This window comes from Acidocella sp. MX-AZ03, assembly GCF_027626035.1.
Classification (GTDB): Bacteria; Pseudomonadota; Alphaproteobacteria; order Acetobacterales; family Acetobacteraceae; genus Acidocella; species Acidocella facilis.
Genome location: NZ_CP110774.1, coordinates 1215517 through 1233641 on the forward strand (window position 1 = coordinate 1215517; position 18125 = coordinate 1233641).

18 protein-coding genes, 2 tRNA genes and 1 pseudogene are annotated in these 18125 nt (G+C 65.1%); 11 read left to right on the forward strand and 10 right to left on the reverse strand.

From position 1 onward, the window contains the following. Positions 1-26: 26 nt before the first annotated feature. Together GT370_RS06800 and mutT are read right to left on the reverse strand one after the other, a co-directional pair. A complete protein-coding gene (locus GT370_RS06800; protein ID WP_008492542.1) occupies positions 27-791 on the reverse strand; it encodes a competence/damage-inducible protein A in 765 nt (254 codons plus the stop codon). Next, positions 788-1759: an 8-oxo-dGTP diphosphatase MutT gene (gene mutT, locus GT370_RS06805; protein WP_333490065.1), complete on the reverse strand. Its 972-nt coding sequence runs from the start codon at positions 1757-1759 to the stop codon at positions 788-790. Before mutT ends, GT370_RS06800 begins: the two co-directional genes overlap by 4 nt. Positions 1760-1848: 89 nt before the next feature. On the opposite strand from mutT, the gene GT370_RS06810 reads away from it, so the two are divergent. From GT370_RS06810 to GT370_RS06825, 4 genes are all read left to right on the forward strand, one after another. Beyond that, positions 1849-3120 (forward strand): glutamate-5-semialdehyde dehydrogenase, encoded by a 1272-nt coding sequence (locus tag GT370_RS06810; RefSeq protein WP_008492540.1) that lies wholly within the window; start codon positions 1849-1851, stop codon positions 3118-3120. A 9-nt stretch (positions 3121-3129) separates the two neighbouring features. Further along, positions 3130-3747: a nicotinate-nucleotide adenylyltransferase gene (locus GT370_RS06815; RefSeq protein WP_008492539.1), complete on the forward strand. Its 618-nt coding sequence runs from the start codon at positions 3130-3132 to the stop codon at positions 3745-3747. 135 nt (positions 3748-3882) lie between these two features. Continuing rightward, positions 3883-4275: a ribosome silencing factor gene (gene rsfS / locus GT370_RS06820; RefSeq protein ID WP_270184363.1), complete on the forward strand. Its 393-nt coding sequence runs from the start codon at positions 3883-3885 to the stop codon at positions 4273-4275. After that, on the forward strand, positions 4272-4730 hold the full coding sequence (locus GT370_RS06825) for a 23S rRNA (pseudouridine(1915)-N(3))-methyltransferase RlmH (RefSeq protein ID WP_008492537.1): 459 nt from the start codon (positions 4272-4274) through the stop codon (positions 4728-4730). Before rsfS ends, GT370_RS06825 begins: the two co-directional genes overlap by 4 nt. Before the next feature lie 51 nt (positions 4731-4781). Here GT370_RS06825 and GT370_RS06830 read toward each other — a convergent pair whose 3' ends face one another. Beyond that, positions 4782-5537: a transglutaminase-like domain-containing protein gene (locus tag GT370_RS06830; RefSeq protein ID WP_008492536.1), complete on the reverse strand. Its 756-nt coding sequence runs from the start codon at positions 5535-5537 to the stop codon at positions 4782-4784. 316 nt (positions 5538-5853) lie between these two features. On the opposite strand from GT370_RS06830, the gene gpmI reads away from it, so the two are divergent. The 7 genes and pseudogenes from gpmI (at position 5854) to parE (ending at position 14768) form a co-directional block, all read left to right on the forward strand. After that, a complete protein-coding gene (gene gpmI, locus GT370_RS06835) occupies positions 5854-7368 on the forward strand; it encodes a 2,3-bisphosphoglycerate-independent phosphoglycerate mutase (protein WP_008492535.1) in 1515 nt (504 codons plus the stop codon). 1 nt (position 7369) lies between these two features. Further along, complete coding sequence (locus GT370_RS06840) at positions 7370-8557, forward strand: murein hydrolase activator EnvC family protein (protein ID WP_008492534.1); 1188 nt, start codon at positions 7370-7372, stop codon at positions 8555-8557. 63 nt (positions 8558-8620) lie between these two features. Beyond that, positions 8621-9994, forward strand: a complete 1374-nt coding sequence (locus tag GT370_RS06845; RefSeq protein WP_008492532.1) for a S41 family peptidase — start codon at positions 8621-8623, stop codon at positions 9992-9994. 203 nt (positions 9995-10197) lie between these two features. Beyond that, positions 10198-10671, forward strand: coding sequence for an RNA pyrophosphohydrolase (locus GT370_RS06850; protein ID WP_008492530.1), 474 nt, complete (start codon positions 10198-10200; stop codon positions 10669-10671). A gap of 45 nt (positions 10672-10716) precedes the next feature. Beyond that, entirely contained in the window at positions 10717-11376 is a 660-nt protein-coding gene (locus GT370_RS06855; protein WP_008492529.1) for a dienelactone hydrolase family protein, read from the forward strand. A 174-nt stretch (positions 11377-11550) separates the two neighbouring features. Continuing rightward, positions 11551-12723, forward strand: coding sequence for a patatin-like phospholipase family protein (locus tag GT370_RS06860; protein WP_008492528.1), 1173 nt, complete (start codon positions 11551-11553; stop codon positions 12721-12723). Between the two features lie 72 nt (positions 12724-12795). Beyond that, positions 12796-14768 (forward strand): annotated as a pseudogene (gene parE / locus GT370_RS06865) (DNA topoisomerase IV subunit B). Between the two features lie 67 nt (positions 14769-14835). On the opposite strand, the gene GT370_RS06870 reads toward parE, so the two are convergent. The 7 genes from GT370_RS06870 to GT370_RS06900 all read right to left on the reverse strand — a co-directional run bounded on the left by GT370_RS06870 (position 14836) and on the right by GT370_RS06900 (position 18060). Next, positions 14836-15147, reverse strand: coding sequence for a cupin domain-containing protein (locus GT370_RS06870; protein ID WP_039884915.1), 312 nt, complete (start codon positions 15145-15147; stop codon positions 14836-14838). Positions 15148-15220: 73 nt separating this feature from the next. After that, positions 15221-15490, reverse strand: coding sequence for an HU family DNA-binding protein (locus GT370_RS06875; protein WP_008492525.1), 270 nt, complete (start codon positions 15488-15490; stop codon positions 15221-15223). A 247-nt stretch (positions 15491-15737) separates the two neighbouring features. Then, positions 15738-15813, reverse strand: a tRNA-Phe gene (locus GT370_RS06880). Positions 15814-15861: 48 nt separating this feature from the next. Beyond that, a tRNA-Thr gene (locus GT370_RS06885) sits at positions 15862-15936 on the reverse strand. Between the two features lie 247 nt (positions 15937-16183). Beyond that, positions 16184-16663, reverse strand: coding sequence for a Hint domain-containing protein (locus GT370_RS06890; RefSeq protein WP_270184108.1), 480 nt, complete (start codon positions 16661-16663; stop codon positions 16184-16186). Next, complete coding sequence (locus tag GT370_RS06895; RefSeq protein ID WP_270184109.1) at positions 16609-16995, reverse strand: hypothetical protein; 387 nt, start codon at positions 16993-16995, stop codon at positions 16609-16611. The genes GT370_RS06890 and GT370_RS06895 overlap by 55 nt, the downstream gene beginning before the upstream one ends. Positions 16996-17403: 408 nt before the next feature. Further along, positions 17404-18060: a polysaccharide deacetylase family protein gene (locus GT370_RS06900; RefSeq protein WP_270184110.1), complete on the reverse strand. Its 657-nt coding sequence runs from the start codon at positions 18058-18060 to the stop codon at positions 17404-17406. Between the last annotated feature and the right edge of the window lie 65 nt (positions 18061-18125).

Below are 18125 nucleotides of genomic sequence, written 5' to 3' on the forward strand. Positions count from 1 at the left end.
ATGTCCCGGTTCAACCAGACCAGTCGTCAGCCCGGCTCGCCCTGCACCGGCTCCACGCCCTGGGCGCGGATCAGGTCGGTGGCTTGAATAATCGCCGCCTCGATGGCCGGCAGGTCGGTGCCCTTGGCAACCAGCGCAACGCCCCAGCCGCCATCGCGCTTGAACGGGTAGCTGCCGAGATCGAGCTGCGGGAACGCCTCCTGGATCGCCTCCAGCCCGGCGGCGATGCCGCCTTCCATCACCCCCATGCCGTGCACGGCGCGCATCTGGATCGCCTCGCCACGCGGCAGGGTGGCTTCCAGCGTCTTCATCATGGATTGCATGATCCGCGGCACCCCGGCCATCACATGCACATTGCCCATGGTAAAGCCCGGCGCGATGCTGGCTTCGTTCTTGATCGGCACGGCGCCGCGCGGCATCGTCGCCATGCGCTGGCGGGCTTCGTTGTAGCGCTCGCCCATATGGGCCTTCATCTCCTGGTCGGTTTCCTCATGCAGCTCCCAGGGCACGCCGAAGGCGGCGGCGATGCATTCGCTGGTGATGTCGTCATGGGTCGGGCCGATGCCGCCGGTGGTGAACAGCATGGTGTAGGCGGCGCGAAGCTCGTTCACCGCGCCGATGATGCGGGCGGCAATGTCGGGCACCACCCGCACCTCCTGCAGCCTGATGCCCAGGGCGGCCAGGCGCTGGGCGATGAACTGCACATTCACATCCTGGGTGCGGCCGGAAAGGATCTCATTGCCGATGATCAGGATGGCGGCGGTGGGGTTGCCGGCTTGTGCGTCGTTCATAGAAAATCCCTCAACATCGGTATCAGTGGACGGTCGGCGGCGGGCATCGGGTATTCGGCCAGATCCGGCGGCGCCACCCAGGCGAGTTTCTGCCCCTCGCGGCCGCGCGGCTCGCCCTGCCAGCGCCGGCAGAGAAACACCGGCATCAGCAGATGGAAACTGTCATAAGCATGGGAGGCGAAGACGAAGGGGGCGAAATCCTTCGGGTCGGTCTCCAGCCCCAGCTCCTCGCGCAGCTCGCGGGCCAGCGCGCCTTCCGGAGTCTCGCCCGGCTCCAGCTTGCCGCCGGGGAATTCCCAGAGCCCGGCCATCTTCTTGCCCTCCGGCCGGCGGGCCAGCAGGATGCGCCCTTGCGCGTCGATCAAGGCGGCGGCGACCACCAGCAAGGTTTTCGCCGCCTGTTCGGGCGGGGCCGCCTTGGCGTCCTGCGGCAGCTCACGGGCCAGGGTAAAATGCTTCACCGGCAGCTTCTCGCCGGGGCGGCAGGAGAAGACGCGGTGGCCGTTATGGGTCTTGGTGAAGCCGAGATTGCGCAGCAGCGCCAGCGAACCGTCATTATCCGCCGCCACCACGGCGGAGAGATGGGTGATCGGCAGGCTGGCGAAAGCCCATTCGGTGAGCCGGCGCACCGCCTCCAGCGCGTAGCCCTGGCGCCAATGGGCGCGGCCGATCCAGTAGCCCAGCTCGGCGGATTTACGGTCCTTGGAGAGTTTCAGTCCGGCGCAGCCCAGCAGCTCGTCACTGCTTGCATCGGTGATGGCGAATTGCTCGGCCCGGCCGGCTGCCCGGTCCGCCCCCGCCGCCTGCACCCATTCCGCCGCCTGGAGGGCGGGGTAGGGAAAAGGCGCGTCCGGCACGCGCCGGCAGATGTCCCAGTCATTGATGAGACGATGAAAGGCGGCGACATCCCCCCGTGCAGCGGGCGCAGGGTGAGACGCGTGGTGCGCAGCACCGGACCTGGCGGCAATGCGAGCCCGGGCATCAGCGAATCGAGGAGATCAGGCATGCTGAAGTCAGTGTAACCCGCAGTTGATCTTCCCGCCAGGACTGGGCAAGCATGCGCGCCATGAACGCTGAGTCCGAGACATTTTCGCAGACCATGGAGGAGATGGGCCGCCGTGCCCGTGCCGCCGCAGCTACCCTGGCGCAGCGCCCAGCCGCCGCGCGCGATGCTGGCTTGCGCGAAGCCGCCTCTGTCCTGCGGGCCACCGCCCCGGCGATCCTGGAAGCGAATGGCAAGGACATGGCCGCCTATAAAGGCTCGGCCGCGTTCGGTGACCGGCTGCTGCTGAACCCGGCCCGGGTGGAGGCGATGGCCAAGGGGCTGGAAGAGGTGGCGGATCTGCCCGACCCGCTGGCCCATATGCTGGCCGAATGGACCCGCCCGAATGGCTTGCGCATCGCCCGCATCGCCCAGCCGATCGGCGTGCTGGGGATGATCTATGAGAGCCGCCCGAATGTCGGTGCGGATGCCGCCGCCATCGCGCTGAAATCCGGCAATGCCATCATTCTGCGCGGCGGCTCAGAGAGTTTTCACTCCGCCCAGGCGATCCACCAGGCGGTGACCGCCGGGCTGCGCGCCGCCGGGTTGCCGGCGGATGCGGTGCAGGTGGCGCCCTCGACCGACCGGCGCTTCGTCGCCGCCATGCTGGGGGCTGTCGGGCATATCGACCTGATCATCCCGCGCGGCGGCAAGACGCTGGTGGAGCTGGTGCAGCGCGAGGCGCGGGTGCCGGTGCTCTCCCACGCCGAAGGGCTGAACCATACTTACATCCATGCCGCGGCCGACCCTGAGATGGCGCGCAGCGTGCTGGCCAATGCCAAGATGCGCCGGCCCGGCGTTTGCGGCGCCACCGAGACGCTTCTTATAGACGCGTCCATCGCCCCTTCCCTGCTGCCGGTGCTGGTGGAAGACCTCGCCAAGCTGGGCTGCGCCTTCAAGGCGGATGCGCAAGCGCGGGCGATCCTGCCGGCTTTGCCCGCCGCCGAAGAGAAGGATTTCGACACCGAATGGCAGGATGCGATCCTCAGCATCGCCGTGGTCGACGGGCCGGAGGGCGCGCTTTCGCATGTGCGCGCCCATGGCAGCGAGCATACCGAGGCGATCATCACCCAGGATGAGGCGGTGGCGGAGGCTTACCTCGCGCGCTGCCCGGCGGCGGTAACGCTGTGGAACGCCTCGACCCAGTTCTGCGATGGCGGCGAGTTCGGCTTCGGCGCAGAAATCGGCATCGCCACCGGCCATATCCATGCGCGCGGGCCGATCGGGCCGGAACAGCTCACGACGTTCCGCTACGTGGTGCGCGGCACCGGCCAAACCCGCCCGTAACCCCGCCCCTTGCCCTTCAACACGCCAACCTATGGCCATCGGCACCGGCTGAAAATCGGGCTGCTCGGTGGCTCCTTCAATCCGGCGCATGAGGGGCATCTGCATGTGGCGCGCGAGGCGATGCGGCATCTGGGGCTGGACCAGCTCTGGCTGCTGGTCTCGCCGGGCAACCCGTTGAAGCCGGCGAACGGCATGGCGAAGCTGGCGGAGCGCGTGGCGAGTGCCCGCAGGATCGCCGATGGCAGGCGGATCATCGCCACCGATATCGAGACCCGCATGGGCACGCGCTATACCCGCGACACGCTGCGCGGCCTCAAGCGCCGCTTTCCGCGCGTGCGCTTCGTCTGGCTGATGGGGGCGGATAATCTGATCCAGCTGCCGCGCTGGGGGCACTGGCAGGAGATCATCCATGCGATGCCGATGCTCGTCGTCCCCCGCCCCGGCGCCACCCGCCAGGCGCTGGCCGGGCGCGCGGCAAAGCGCCACCAAAAAGATCGCCTTCCCGCGCGGGCTGGGTTATGTCTGGCGACAATGCGGGCGCCGGCCTGGATTCTCCTGCCCGTGCGGGAGAACGCGGCCTCGGCCACCGCATTGCGCCGCAGGATTTTAGAAGGAACGCAGCCATAACGCGCACGCCCACCCGCACCCCGGCCAGCCGGGGCGCCAAAACCACCGCCCGCGTAAGCGCGCCGCCAAGCCGGCCGCCGAAACGGTCACCGACTCGATTGCCAGCATGCCCGGCACCCGCGCAAGAAGGCCGCCATCGCCGGGCCGAAGCGCAAGAAGGCCGAGCCGAAGACCACCCCGGAATTTCTGGACAGGCTACAGGCGGTCATCGTCACCACGCTGGAGGATGACAAGGCCGAGGATATCGTCTCGCTGGATCTGGCCGGCCGCGCCTCCTTCGCCGACCGCATGATCATCGCCACCGGCATCGCCGACCGGCAGATCGCCGCGATGGCGACGCATCTCTACGAGAAGCTGGCCGCGGCCGGGTTCCGCAAGCCGCTGACCGAGGGCGCGACCGGCACTGACTGGGTGCTGATCGATGCCGGCGACATCGTCGTGCATCTGTTCAAGCCCGAGGCGCGCACGCTCTACGGGCTGGAGAAGATGTGGTCCGCCGAGCTGGATGAGGCGGATAGCGAGGCTTGAGGCTGCTCGCCATCGGCAAGGCGCCGTCGAAGGCGCCGGAGATGGAGCTGTTTGCCCGTTACGCGAAACGCATCCGCCCCGCGATGGGGCTGGTGGAGTTCGCGGATGGGCAAGGCGCTCCCGCCGAGATCAAGCGCCGCGAGGGCGAGGCCATCCTCGCCGCGCTGAAGGCCGATGAATTTCTGATCGCATTGGATATGGATGGCGCGGCCCCGGATTCGCCGGGGCTGGCGAAGCTGCTGGCCGGCTGGCTGGAGCGGAGCAAAAAACTGGCCTTCGTGATCGGCGGAGCGGAGGGGCTGGACGCGCCGGTGATCGCCCGGGCCGGGGCCAAACTCTCGCTGGGCACCCTCACCTGGCCGCATATGCTGGTGCGGCCAATGCTGGCCGAGCAGATCTACCGGGCGCAGAGCATTCTGGCGGGGCATCCTTATCACCGGGCCGGACGGCCTTGAAATTTTAAAGGTTTTTTGGTGCCGCTTTTTTTCAAAGAGGCGGCGAAAGCTTCAAGCCTGCACTTCATCCGTCCAGACGCGGAATCCATCCAGCGTATGGGCGCCGAAATGGGTGGTGATGGCGGTATCCGCCGCATCCATGCCGCGCGCGACCAGCACACGTCCAATCCGTGGAATATTGTGGCGCGCATCGAAGGTCAGCCATTGGCCGCCGATATACGCCTCGAACCAGGCGGAGAAATCCATCGGCGCGGGGTCTTCCGGCACGCCGATATCGCCGAGATAGCCGGTGCAATAACGGGCTGGAATGTTCATGCACCGGCAGAGTGTCACCGCCAGATGCGCGAAATCCCGGCAGACGCCGACGCGCTCCTGATAGGCCTCGAAGGCGGTGCGGGTGTTGCGGGCGAAATGATAGCCGAATTTGATATGTTCATGGGTGAAGGCGCAGATCGCCTGCACGCGGTTCCAGCCGCCGATCACTGGGCCAAACCGCGCCCAGGCGATTTCCACCATCCTGTCGGTCTCGCAATAGCGCGAGCCGAGCACGAAGCGCAGCGTCTCGTCCGGGAGATCGGAAATCTCGTGCTGCCGGGCATCGGGGACGCAAAGATCTGGCGTGCCGGGGTCATCGATCAACATGTCCGCGCTCAGCCGGATCTGCCCGGCGGGTGCGACAAAACGCGAGACTTTATTGCCGAACCCATCACGATACTGACTGACCGATACCGGCGGATGAATGGCGAGCTTGTCAGACCCGGCGAGGTCGGGCACGCGCGATTCATGGATGCTCAGATGCGCGATCATGGGCGTGGGCTGAGGGTGAGATACGATAATCTCGTAGCCAAGGTGGATGCGCATGAAACCTCACGTTCGTTCAATCGATCTCGTTCAATCGATATGGGGCGCTGTCAGGCGCGGATGAGCCAGCCCGGCCGCGTTGTAATCTGTGTTTAACGGTGAGGGTAAAGCGAGCTGAGCATGGGGCGACTTGGCATGGAAGGGTACAACGATGCCAAACCGGGGTTTTTTTGAATTGCGGCGCACTTCCCTGGTGCCCAGCATGGCCAAGCGGGCGGGAGTTTCATAAAACATCCGCGGAACGCTTATGTTAAGGACTGAAATGGCCAAGAAACCCGTGATGCTGGTGATCCTCGATGGCTTCGGCTGGAACGAGTCGCCGCAGGACAATGCCGTCGCGCAGGCGAACACGCCGCATTTCGATGCGCTCTGGGAGACCTGCCCGCGCGCCTTTCTCACCACCTCGGGCCGGGTGGTCGGGCTGCCGAGCGGGCAGATGGGCAATTCCGAGGTCGGGCATCTGAATATCGGCGCCGGGCGGACGGTGATGCAGGATCTGCCGCGCATCGATGCCGCCATCGAGGATGGCGCGCTGGCCAGGAACGAGACGGTGCAGGGCTTCATCGCGGCGCTGAAGAAGAGTGGGGGCACCGCGCATCTGCTGGGGCTGGTCTCGCCGGGCGGGGTGCATTCGCACCAGGACCATGCGGTGGCGCTGGCGAAGATTTTGCACGAGGCGGGCATTCCCGTCATCGCCCATGGCTGGATGGATGGGCGCGACACCCCACCCCAGGCCGGGCTCGGCTATATGGAAAAATTCCTGGCCGGGCTGGGCGAGAGTGCCAAGCTGGGCACGCTGGTCGGGCGCTATTACGCCATGGACCGCGACAAACGCTGGGAGCGCGTGCAACAGGCTTATGAGCTGCTGGTGGATGCCAAGGGCGCGCATTTCCCCAGCGCCGAGGCGGCGATCCAGGCCAGCTACGAGGCCAAGATCACCGATGAGTTCATCAAGCCCGCCGTGATCGGCGATTATGGCGGGATCAAGGATGGGGATGGGGTGATCTGCGCCAATTACCGGGCGGACCGGGTGCGCGAGATCCTCACCGCCTTGCTCGACCCGTCCTTCGACGGCTTCCAGCCGCGCCAGCCCAAGCTGGTGGGGGCGGTGGGCATGACCGCCTATTCGGACGCGCTGGCGCCGTTCATGCAAACCATCTTCGCGCCGCAGCGCATGGATGATCTGCTGGGCGGAATCGTCTCCAAGGCCGGGCTGAAACAGCTGCGCATGGCCGAGACGGAGAAATATCCGCACGTGACCTATTTCTTCAATGGCGGGATGGAGACGCCCTTCCCTGGCGAAGAGCGGATCATGGTGCCTTCGCCGAAGGTCGCCACCTATGATCTGCAACCGGAAATGTCCGCGCCGGAGCTGACCGAGAAGGCGGTGGCGGCGATCAAGACCGGGACGTTCGACATGATCATCCTGAATTTCGCCAATCCGGACATGGTCGGCCATACCGGCTCGCTGCCCGCCGCGATCAAGGCGGTGGAGACGGTTGATGCGGGCTTGGGTAAGATCTGGGCGGCGGTGCAGGCGCAGGGCGGGGCGATTCTCGTCACCGCCGATCACGGCAATTGCGAGATGATGCGCGACCCGGAGACCGGCGGGCCGCATACCGCGCACACCACCAATCCGGTGCCGGTGCTGATCGCTGGCGGGCCGGCGGGGATCAAGCTGCATGACGGCATTCTGGCCGATATCGCGCCGACCCTGCTGAAGCTGATGGGTGTGGCGCAGCCGCCCGCGATGACCGGCAAGCCGCTGTTCGGCTGAGGTGAGGGTTAAGCGTCTCCTGCAAAATGCGGGGCTGGCCGCGCTCTGGCTGGGGCTGGCCGGCCCTGGCCTGGCGAAGGAGCGCCATCTGACTCCGCACCACCAGGACAGCGCCGACGCCGCCAAGCTGAAGAAGGAGCGCGCTGCGGCCGCCGCCGCGATCAAGGCGCATCAGGCGGCGGAAGCGGCGGCGGCGGCGCACCAGAAGGCGGTGGAACAGAAAGCCGCGGCGCTGGCGCAGCAGCAGGTGCAGGCCGCCGCCGCCTTGCGCGGGCTGGAGGACCAGACCTCCAAGGATGCCAACCAGCTCGCCATGCTCACCGCCGCCCAAAATGCCGCCGCCGCCCGGCTGGACCAGGCGCAGGCGGCGCTGAAGGCGCTGCTGCCGGTGATGCAGCGCCTCTCCGCCGCGCCCGCCACCACGCTGCTCGCCGCCCCGCAATCGCCGGTGGACAGCGTCCGCGGCATCGCCATTCTGCAAGGGGTGGCGCAGGAGGTCTCCGACCAGGCGCGGGCGGTGAAAACCGAGACCGCGACCCTGACCAGCGCCATTACCCAGGCGCAAGCCGCGCGCGAGGCGCTGGATGCCGCCGTGGCCGCGCAGCAGGCGGCGGAGGCAAAGCTCTCCATGGATATCGACCAGGCCAGGCAGGATGAGCAGGATGCGGCGGACCAGAAGGTGGCCGAGGCCGCCGCCGCCGCCAAGGCCAAGCATGAGCTGACGGATCTGGACCAGGCCATCGCCAATCTGGTGCCGAAAACCCCAGCCCCGGCGACTCCTGTAAACCTGCCCAGCGGCGGGGCGGGCGCGCCGGTGGCGGGGCATATCATCCAGCCCTATGGCGCCGCCACCGTGGCCGGCCCGGCCACCGGCATTTCCTACGCCGCCGCCCCGGGGGCACGCGTCACCAGCCCGTGCAACGGCACCATTCTCTATGGCGGCCCGCTCTCGGGCTATGGCCAGGTGGTGATCGTGGATTGCGGCACCAGCCTCTCCGCCGTGCTGGCGGGGATGAGCCATCTCGACGTCTCGCAGGGCCAGCGCATCGCCCATGGCCAGCCGCTGGGCAGCATGCAGCCCTTCAGCGCCGCCGATCCCACCCGCCAGCCGCGCCTCTATGTGGAGCTGCGCCGGGGTGGTGAGCCGGTGGACCCGACGTCCTGGCTGGCTTCCGGCCACTCTGGATAATCCGGGCGGGATGCTATCTAATAGGGCCAGGGCGATACGCCCGGCGTTTGAAGGGATAAATATATGCGTTTGCGCGGTGGTTTGATGCTCGGCGGGGTTTTCGTGGTCGGTTTGGCCGCCGGATCGCTGACACAGCCCCTCTCCCGCGCCTTCGGCGACAACGCCCCGAGCGACAGCACCTATCAGCAGCTCTCGCTTTTTGGTGACATATTGTCGCAGATCAAGCAGAACTACGTGATCGACCCGCCGACCGACAAGCTGATCTACAATGCCGCCAACGGCATGCTCTCCGGGCTGGACCCGCATTCCAGCTACATGAATGCGCAGCAATATTCGGACATGCAGGTGCAGACCTCCGGCCAGTTCGGCGGGCTGGGGCTGGAAGTGACCGAGGCCAGCGGGCTGCTGAAGGTGATCACCCCGATCGACGGCACGCCGGGCCAGAAGGCTGGGATCAAGCCGGGTGACATCATCGTGGAGATCGACGGCCACGCCACCGAAGGGCTGTCGCTGGATGATGCCGTCTCCAAGATGCGCGGCGCGCCGGGCACGCAGATCACCCTCACCTTGAAGCGCAACGGCGTGAACACGCCGGTGCATGTCACGCTGACCCGCGAGATCATCAAGATCGACGATGTGAAGAGCAAGCTGCTCACCAGCACCGCCGGGCCGGTCGGCTATATCCGCCTCGATAGTTTCGATGAGAATGCCGATGCGCATATCCGCGCCGCGGTGAAGAGCCTGAACAAGCAGGCGCATGGGCCGATCCATGGCTATATCCTGGATCTGCGCGACAATCCCGGCGGGCTGCTCGACCAGGCAGTGGCGGTGTCCGATGATTTCGTCACCAGCGGCGAGATCGTCTCCACCCATGGCCGCCATTCGGAGGACGACCAAGCCTGGTACGCCCAGGGCAATGACATCACCAATGGCGCGCCGATCGTGGTGCTGACCAATTCCGGCACCGCCTCGGCGGCCGAAATTGTCACCGCCGCCCTGCAGCAGAACCGCCGGGCGCTGGTGCTGGGCACCAAGACCTTCGGCAAGGGCTCGGTGCAAACGATCATCCCGATCGACAATGAGGGCGCGCTGCGTCTGACCACGGCGCTGTATTTCACCCCGTCGGGCAAGTCGATCCAGGATTACGGCGTGACCCCGAACGTAACGGTGGCGGACAGCGCCACGCCGGAGGACAGCTTCGCGCAGCTGCGTGAGACCGACCTGCTGCACGCCTTCACCAACCCGACCCAGCAGAAGGCCGCGTCACTGCCGCCGCCGCTGCCGCTGCCGCCGGTGGCCGCCAGCATCCCCAACAAGCCGCCCGCCAACTGGCCGAAATTCGACCCGACCAAGCCGGCGACCGACTTCCAGCTGCAGATGGCGCTGAAGCTGATTGCCGACATGAAGCCCGCCTCGACGACGACGGCGGCAAACTGACAAAGTTTTTTGGGCCGCTGGCGCGCCGATGAGCAAGCAGCCTTGCTGCTGTCTCTCAATCGGCCCGCCCAGCGCGGCTCAAAAAAGCGGCGAAAACGCCGGGCGGAAGCAACCAAGTTGCCACCACCCAGACGTTCTGTGGCCCTTTTTGAAAAAAGGGCCACGCCCCAAAAACTTTTGCATATTTTAGGTGAGACGCCGCGATGACCGAGAAATCCTCCCTGCCCTATCGGCTCAATGTCGGCGTTGTGCTGTTCTCGCGAGACGGGCGCGTTTTCGTCGGCAAGCGCAAGAACTACCCCGATGCCTGGCAGCTGCCGCAAGGCGGCGTCGATGAGGGGGAGGATCTGCGCGCGGCGGTGCTGCGCGAAATGAAGGAAGAGATCGGCACCGACAAGGCCGAGATCGTCGCCGAGCATCCGGACTGGCTGGTCTATGACCTGCCGCCGGCGCTGATCGGGGTTGCCTGGAAGGGCAAATATCGCGGCCAGCGGCAGAAATGGTTCGCGCTGCGCTTCACCGGGCGCGACGAGGATATCGACCTCACCGCCGATGCCCATCCGGAATTCGAGGATTGGCGCTGGGTGAAACTATCCGAGCTGCCGGCCCTTGCGGTGGCCTTCAAGCGCGACATCTATGAGACGCTGGCGCGGGATTTCGCATCCCTCGCCGGCTGAACCGCCCGCCAGACCACCGCCAGCCAGAACAAGGATCACCCGCCGATGATGACCCTCACCGCCGCCGACGGCCATAAATTCCACGCCTACGAAGCCGGCAACGTCAACGCCAAGCGCGGGCTTGTGGTCGTGCAGGAGATTTTCGGCGTGAACCAGCATATCCGCAATGTCGCCGAGCGCCTGGCCGGGTTCGGCTACCGGGTGCTGGCGCCGGCGATGTTCGATCGCGTCACACCTGGCATCGAGCTGGGCTATGACCAGGAGGGCATCGCCCAGGGCCGCGCGCTGATGCAGCAAGTGCCCCCCGAACAGGCGCTGCTGGACCTGCAGGCGACCGCCGCCGCCTTCGGCGAGGGCGAACCTGTGGGCATCATCGGCTATTGCTGGGGCGGCAGCCTGGCCTGGGACGCGGCGACGCGGACCAAGGGCTTCAAGGCCGCCAGCTGCTGGTATGGCGGCGCCATTGCCGCCAGCAAGGACGCCAAGCCCAATTGCCCGGTGCAGATGCATTTCGGCACCGAGGATCACGGCATTCCGATGAACGACGTGCAGGCGATCAAGGCGGCGCAGCCGGGGGCGGATGTGTTCGTCTATGAAGGCGCGCAGCACGGCTTTGGCTGCGAGGCCCGGGCCAGCTATAGCCGCAAGGATTGGGAGCTGGCGGAGCTGCGGGCTCTGGCGTTTTTCGCCGAACATCTGCGCTGAGATCTCCTGCGTCGTAGAAGCGGCCGCCCTGGCGCCAGGGCGGCCGTCATGTCATTGATCCTTCTCGCATGGCCGGTTTGACAGATCGCCCTGGGATGGCATGATTTTCTTGCCAATGTAAGCGTTGCCTTAAATATTCGAGACCATTCGTCAGCCGAGAAGGATTGACCGCCCATGGACATGCTCTCCGATCCCAAACGCCCGCATCGCCGCCCGCTGGACCCGATCGCGCCGGTCGCCCGGCCGAAGGGTTGCGATGTGGTCGGGCTGGTGCTGCAAGGTGGCGGCGCGCTGGGGGCGTATCAGGCGGGCGTCTATCAGGCGCTGCATGAGGCCGGGCTGGAGCCGGACTGGGTGGCGGGGGTGTCCATCGGCGCCGTGAACTCCGCCATCATCGCCGGCAACAAGCCCGAGCACCGGCTGGAGAAGCTGGAAAAATTCTGGATGGATATCACCGCCCGGGACCCCTACACCACCTGGTTCGAGGGCGATAATGCCCGCAAGCTGCGCAATGGGCTTTCGGCCATGCATGGCATGTTTTTCGGCCAGCCGGGCTTCTTCCGCCCGGTGCCGGCCTCGGGCTTCTTCGCCCCGCGCGGGGCGCGCTTCGCCACCGCACTGTACGATACCGCGCCCCTGCACCGCACGCTGGAAAAGCTCGCGGATTTCAAGCTGATCAATGAAGGCCAGATCCGCCTCGCGGTGGGGGCGGTGAATGTCGAGACGGCGAATTTCGTCTATTTCGACAATGCCGAGCGCGATCTGGAGCCCGAGCACATCATGGCCTCCGGCGCGTTGCCGCCGGGGCTGCCGATGGTCCGGATCGGGCGCCACCATTACTGGGATGGCGGGCTGGTCTCCAACACCCCGCTGCAGCATCTGCTGGATAATATCGGCTCGCAGAACCTGCTGGCCTTCCAGGTGGATCTGTTCTCCGCCCGCGGCGAGGTGCCGCGCGACATGCCGGAGGTTCTGGCCCGGCAGAAGGACATTCAGTACTCCTCGCGCACCCGCACCACCACCGACCATTTCCTGCAGACCCACCGGCTGAAACAGGCTTTGCGCGACGCGCTGGGCAAGGTGCCGGATAATGAGCTGACCAGCGAGCAGAAGCAGATGAAATCCGATCTGCGCCAGCTGCCCGAGATCAACATCATGCAGTTGATCTACCAGCAGAAAGCCTATGAGGGGGATGCGAAGGATTACGAGTTCAGCCGCATCTCCATGAAGGAGCATTGGCGCTCGGGCTATTACGACACCCGCAACACGCTGAACCATGGCGACTGGTTCAGCTTTACCGGGGAGCCCGGCATTCGCTCTTACGATCTGCACCGGGTGGGCGAATAGGGGGCCCCTCTTGCCTGCGCGGCACCGGCCATGGCAACCAAGACGCCCGGTGCAGCGTAGGAGTCGGCCGCGTTGAGTAGTGACCTGTTCGAGACCATCCCCGCCAAGGACAGCTATGGCGCGAAGGATATCGAGGTGCTGGAGGGGCTGGAGCCCGTCCGCCGGCGGCCTGGCATGTATATTGGCGGCACGGATGAGAACGCCCTGCACCATCTGGCCGCCGAAATTCTCGACAATTCCATGGACGAGGCGGTGGCCGGCCATGCCAGCACCATCGAGATGCGGCTGGATGAGGGCAACCAGCTCACCATCCGTGATAATGGCCGGGGCATCCCGGTCGATCCGCATCCGAAATTCAAGACCAAATCCGCGCTGGAGGTGATTTTCACCACGCTGCATTCGGGTGGCAAATTCTCGGGCAAGGCCTATGCCACCTCAGGCGGGCTGCACGGCGTGGGCTCCTCGGTGGTGAACGCGCTCTCCTCAAGCTTCACCGCCGAGGTGGCGAAGGACCGCAAGCTGTACCGCCAGAGCTATGTGCGGGGCGTGCCGCAGACCAGGCTGGAGGAAGTGGGCGCGGCCCAGAACCGGCGCGGCACCAGCATCGGCTTCGTGCCGGATACCGAGATTTTCGGGAGCCTGAGATTCTCCCCCGCCCGGCTGTTCAAGCTCTGCCGCTCGAAAGCTTATCTGTTCCGGGGGTGAAGATCCGCTGGAGCTGCGATCCCAGCCTGCTGAAATCCGACTCGGAGGTGCCGGCCGAGGCGGAGCTGCATTTCCCCGGCGGTTTGCGCGATTCGCTGGCGGCCGAGCTGGGCGCCGCCCCGCTGGTGCTCCCCGAGATCTGGGCCGGAGAGGCGAAATTCGCGCCGATCGGCGGCCAGGAGCAGGGCAAGCTGGAATGGGCCCTGGCCTGGCTGGAACAGGGCGAGAGCAGCGTCGATACCTATTGCAACACCGTGCCCACCCCGCTGGGCGGCACCCATGAGGCCGGAATGCGCGCCGCCCTGCTGAAGGGCCTGCGCGCCTGGGCTGAGACGCGCGGCAATAAGCGCGGGGCGGCGATCATCGCCGAGGACGTGTTCGGGGGCTTGCGCGCCAAGCTCTCGCTCTTCATCCGCGATCCGCAATTCCAGGGCCAGACAAAGGAGAAGCTGACCACCCAGGAAGCCACGCGGCTCACCGAGACCTCGCTGCGCGACCGGTTCGACCATTATCTCGCCGGCGACCCGGCCAATGCCGATAATCTCTTGGCCTATGTGGTGGACCGCGCGGAAGAGCGCATCCGCCGCAAGGAGTTGAAGGACACGCCGCGCAAATCCGCCACAAGGCGGCTGCGCCTGCCCGGCAAGCTGGCCGATTGCGCCACGGAAAGCGCCGAGGGCACCGAGATCTTTCTGGTCGAGGGCGATTCCGCCGGCGGCTCCGCCAAGCAGGCGCGCAATCGCAACTCCCAGGCGATCCTGCCGCTGAAAGGCAAGATCCTGAATGTCGCCTCCGCCTCGGTGGAGAAGCTGAAGCAGAATCAGGAGCTGAAGGATCTGATCGAGGCGCTGGGCTGCGGCACCGGCACCGCTTTCAACCGCGCCAATCTGCGTTATGAGCGCATCATCATCATGACCGATGCGGATGTGGACGGCGCGCATATCGCCTCGCTGCTGATGACGTTTTTCTATCGCGAGCTGCCGGAGCTGATCCGCCACGGCCATGTCTATCTGGCGCAGCCGCCGCTCTATCGGCTGACGCAAGGGGCAAAGAGCATCTATGCGATGGACGATGCCGCGCGCGAAAAGCTGATGAAAAACTTCAAGCCCGGCAGCAAGGTGGAAATCAGCCGCTTCAAAGGGCTTGGCGAAATGCCCCCCGCGGTGCTGAAGGAAACCACGATGGACCCAGCCAAACGCACGCTGCTGCGCATTGTCGCGGCCCCTGAGGCGCGGGCGGAAACCTCGACGCTGGTGGATAGTTTGATGGGCAAGCGCCCGGAACTGCGCTTTCAATTCATCCAGGAAAACGCGGGGAAGGTGGAAGAGCTGGATATCTGATCAAACGCCGCTGGTCGCAACCGGGACGGCTTCGCACCTGTCCCGTTATGGGACGCTTTATGTGGCGTCAGCTTTTGAAATTCACTTCGTAAAGCGTGGTGTCGGTTTCAAACCAGGCTTCGTGCCAGGCATTGGCCTCGAAATGAATCACCACGCCAGGGCGAAGCGCGATCTCGCCCGATTCGCAAACCAGCCTGCCCTGCCCTTCGGAGATCAGCACGAACTGCTCGAAATCATGGGCGTGGCGCGCGGCATGGGTGCCGGCTTTCACCGCCACGCGTTTCAAATCGCCCCCCGCCCCGGGGATCAAGCGGCGATCCGCCTTCGCATCGCCATAAGGTGCGACATCGTTCCAGGCATAATGCAAGGTTTTCGGCATCTTCATCCCCCGGTGCAGCGCATAAAAAAACCCGGACCAGGTCCGGGTTTCTTTATCGCAAATGCAGGTGCGATCAGACCAGCTTCTTCAGCGTCGGGGAGGCCTTGAAGCGCACGGTCTTGCCGGCCTTCACCTTGATCTCCTCGCCTGTGCGCGGGTTCACGCCCTTGCGCGCCTTGGTCTTGCGGACGGTGAAGGTGCCGAAGGACGGCAGGGTGAACTTGCCGTTCTTCTTCATTTCCTTAACGATCGCTTCGATCAGAACGGTAGCCGTACGGTTGGCGGCAACGCCGGTGATCTCGGCAGTTTCCTGAATGACCTCGGCAATGAACGCTTTTGACATTATACGCGCCTTTTCCTGTTGATCGGTCTGGCCGGAACGTCCGCGACCGAAGATTCTATGTTCAAACCAGGGACTCTTTGAATTTGCCCGGCTGGATGCGAAATATCTAGCCTTGGCCTGCGGAAAAGACCAGCCTTAAACCCCCTCGGGAGAAAGGTTTTTTCAAAAAAAGCGTGGCGCTGCGTCGCAAAAAATCGTTGCCACACGAAGCAATGCAGATTCGGCCGGGTTCAGAGGGGAGGGAAAATGGTGCCCAGAGCCGGAATCGAACCAGCGACACTGCGATTTTCAGTCGCATGCTCTACCAACTGAGCTATCTGGGCCCTTGGTCCAGGCTGCCTAACCGATTAGGCCGCCCCGATCAAGTTCGCTGGTGCTGTCACTGGGAATTGAACCCAGGACCTCTTCATTACCAATGAAGTGCTCTACCCCTGAGCTATGACAGCGAAACCCGCGAAGGTGCGGCGCTTCCTAGCTTGTTGCCGTTGGGCCTGCAAGTCCCGCGATGGAAGTTTTTCCGTCATCATCCGCTCCGGGTATATTTTCCTGTGGAAAATCCGCATCCTAGCCTCTGGTAATGCGGCCCGGCTGTCGGAAAACCGCCAGTTTGGGCCGATCCGGCGATCAACGTGAAAAAGGCCGGCGGGGCGCCCCGCCGGCCAGATCACAGACATGCCGGCCCGAATCGCGCCCTCAGGCGGCGCTGCGCGCCCGCAGGGCGCGCGGCAGCTGGCGGGCGGATTTCACCCGAGGCAGCGCCATCTCGCGGGCCTGGGCCGGTGCCGGGCGCTCATGCCAGTTATCGAAGGCGAAAACCGACACCTGATCCAGGAAGCTCTCCGCCGGCAGCCCTTCGGCCAGCAGCAGCGCATGGTCGGCAAGCTCGACATGGTAATAGCAGAAACGCTCCGGCAGATTCGTCTCACGCCGGATGCTGGCGCCGTTGACCAGGGCGCCGGCCTGCACCAGAACGCCATCCAGCAGCAGCGCATGGTCCGGCGAGAGCAGCAGGTCGCGCCAGGGCAGCCCATTGCCGAGGGCACCGGCGGTGATGCGCACGGGCAGCACCCGCAACCGGTCGGCAAAGCGGCTGGCGATGGTCTGCACCCCCACCCAGCTCACCGGCGCCACCCGGCCATCATGGCAGAGCACCAGATCTCCTGCCCGCAGCATCTCGACCGCGACACCGCCGGTGGGGTGGCGATTTCGGTCCCGGCCATGAAGCAATAGGCCGCCGCGCCGCCAGTGCTGAGATCCCAGTTATACGGCTGTGGATCGTTGGCGCCGCTGGAGACGTTGACGGTAATCGGCGTGCCAAATGGCAGCCAGGGCGTGGTGGAGAACAGGAAATATTGCTGGGTCGTCGCGTCCTCGAACACGAAGCCGATCACCTTGCCGTTGCCGGTTTCGCTGGCGGTGCCGATATAGACCTGCGTGTCGGTCTGGCCGACGATGAGGAAATTTTCCCCGCCATATAAAATCGGCGAGCTGGTGAGGGAAACCACCTGCTGCGTCTGTAGCGAAAATGGCAGACCAACCGAGACGCTACTGCCCCCATCGTCGCCGCTCAGCAGATAAAACGGGAATAGGTTTTCAGATGGGTTGGGTGGTGTTTGATCGTCTGTGTCGCTTCCACCCCAACCGTCTGTATCGTTTCCCCCCAGCCGTTTGTGTCGGTTCCATCCGTCATCACGAAGCTCCTCTTATAAATTAGACGAGTTCGTGTTAATTTTTTAACAGATGTTATGAAATGATTTTCTTTGCTTTGTCGCAACAAGCTTAGGTTAAAGGAAATTTTCCTGTTTGCTCAGCTCACGAAATAGTGAAGGCGGGATGTAGGCGCGGTGATCAGCCCGCAAACAAACCGCAGGCCGTTCATTTTTTTCGACATTTGGGCGTCAGGCAGCGTTAGTTCAGCTTAGCCGGGCGAACTGCGCGCCACTTTGTTGCAACGCCGCAAGCCCGGCGGCGATGCCAGCCCCGCTGGCGCGTTTGGGCTGGTTGATATGGCCTTCGATCACATCGCCATCCCGCGCCGCCTCGATCCGCGCCTGCACGATGGCGGCCGGCAGCCCGGCGCCTTCATCGGAATTCAGCGAATAACCGGCCACGCGCACGCCCAGCGCCTCGATCCGCGGCACCATCGAGGGGGTGTAGAGCCCGGCGGCCCCGCGATACCATTGCGGCACCCGCCCGGTGGCCTGGGTGATGGCCAACGCCCCGCCATTGATCTCGGCCTGGATCGCGGGCCAGCTCCCGGCCACCTCCAGCCCGTAGACGCGCCTGGTGCCCAGGATCGGCGGCAGATGCCGCGCGCCATGGTTTTCCAGGGTGAAGATGTCCTTGTGCTGGAGGAAATAGGCCAGCCCCTCCGGGTTCATCCGCATCCAGACGGCGGTGACGAAGATGGTGGCCGGGATGCGGCGCTCGACCAGAACCGGGGCGATCCGCATGTCAAAATGGCCGGGGCAACAATCCAGCGTCACCGCCACACGGCGCGGGCCGGATTGTGGTTGCAGCCGCAGCACCGGCTCCACCAGACCTTCTTTATCGAACGGCCCCAGCGCCAAGGGGCCGCCAGCCCGGCAAAGAGCAGCTGGCGGCGGTTCAGCCCATCACCGCAAAGGCCGCACAT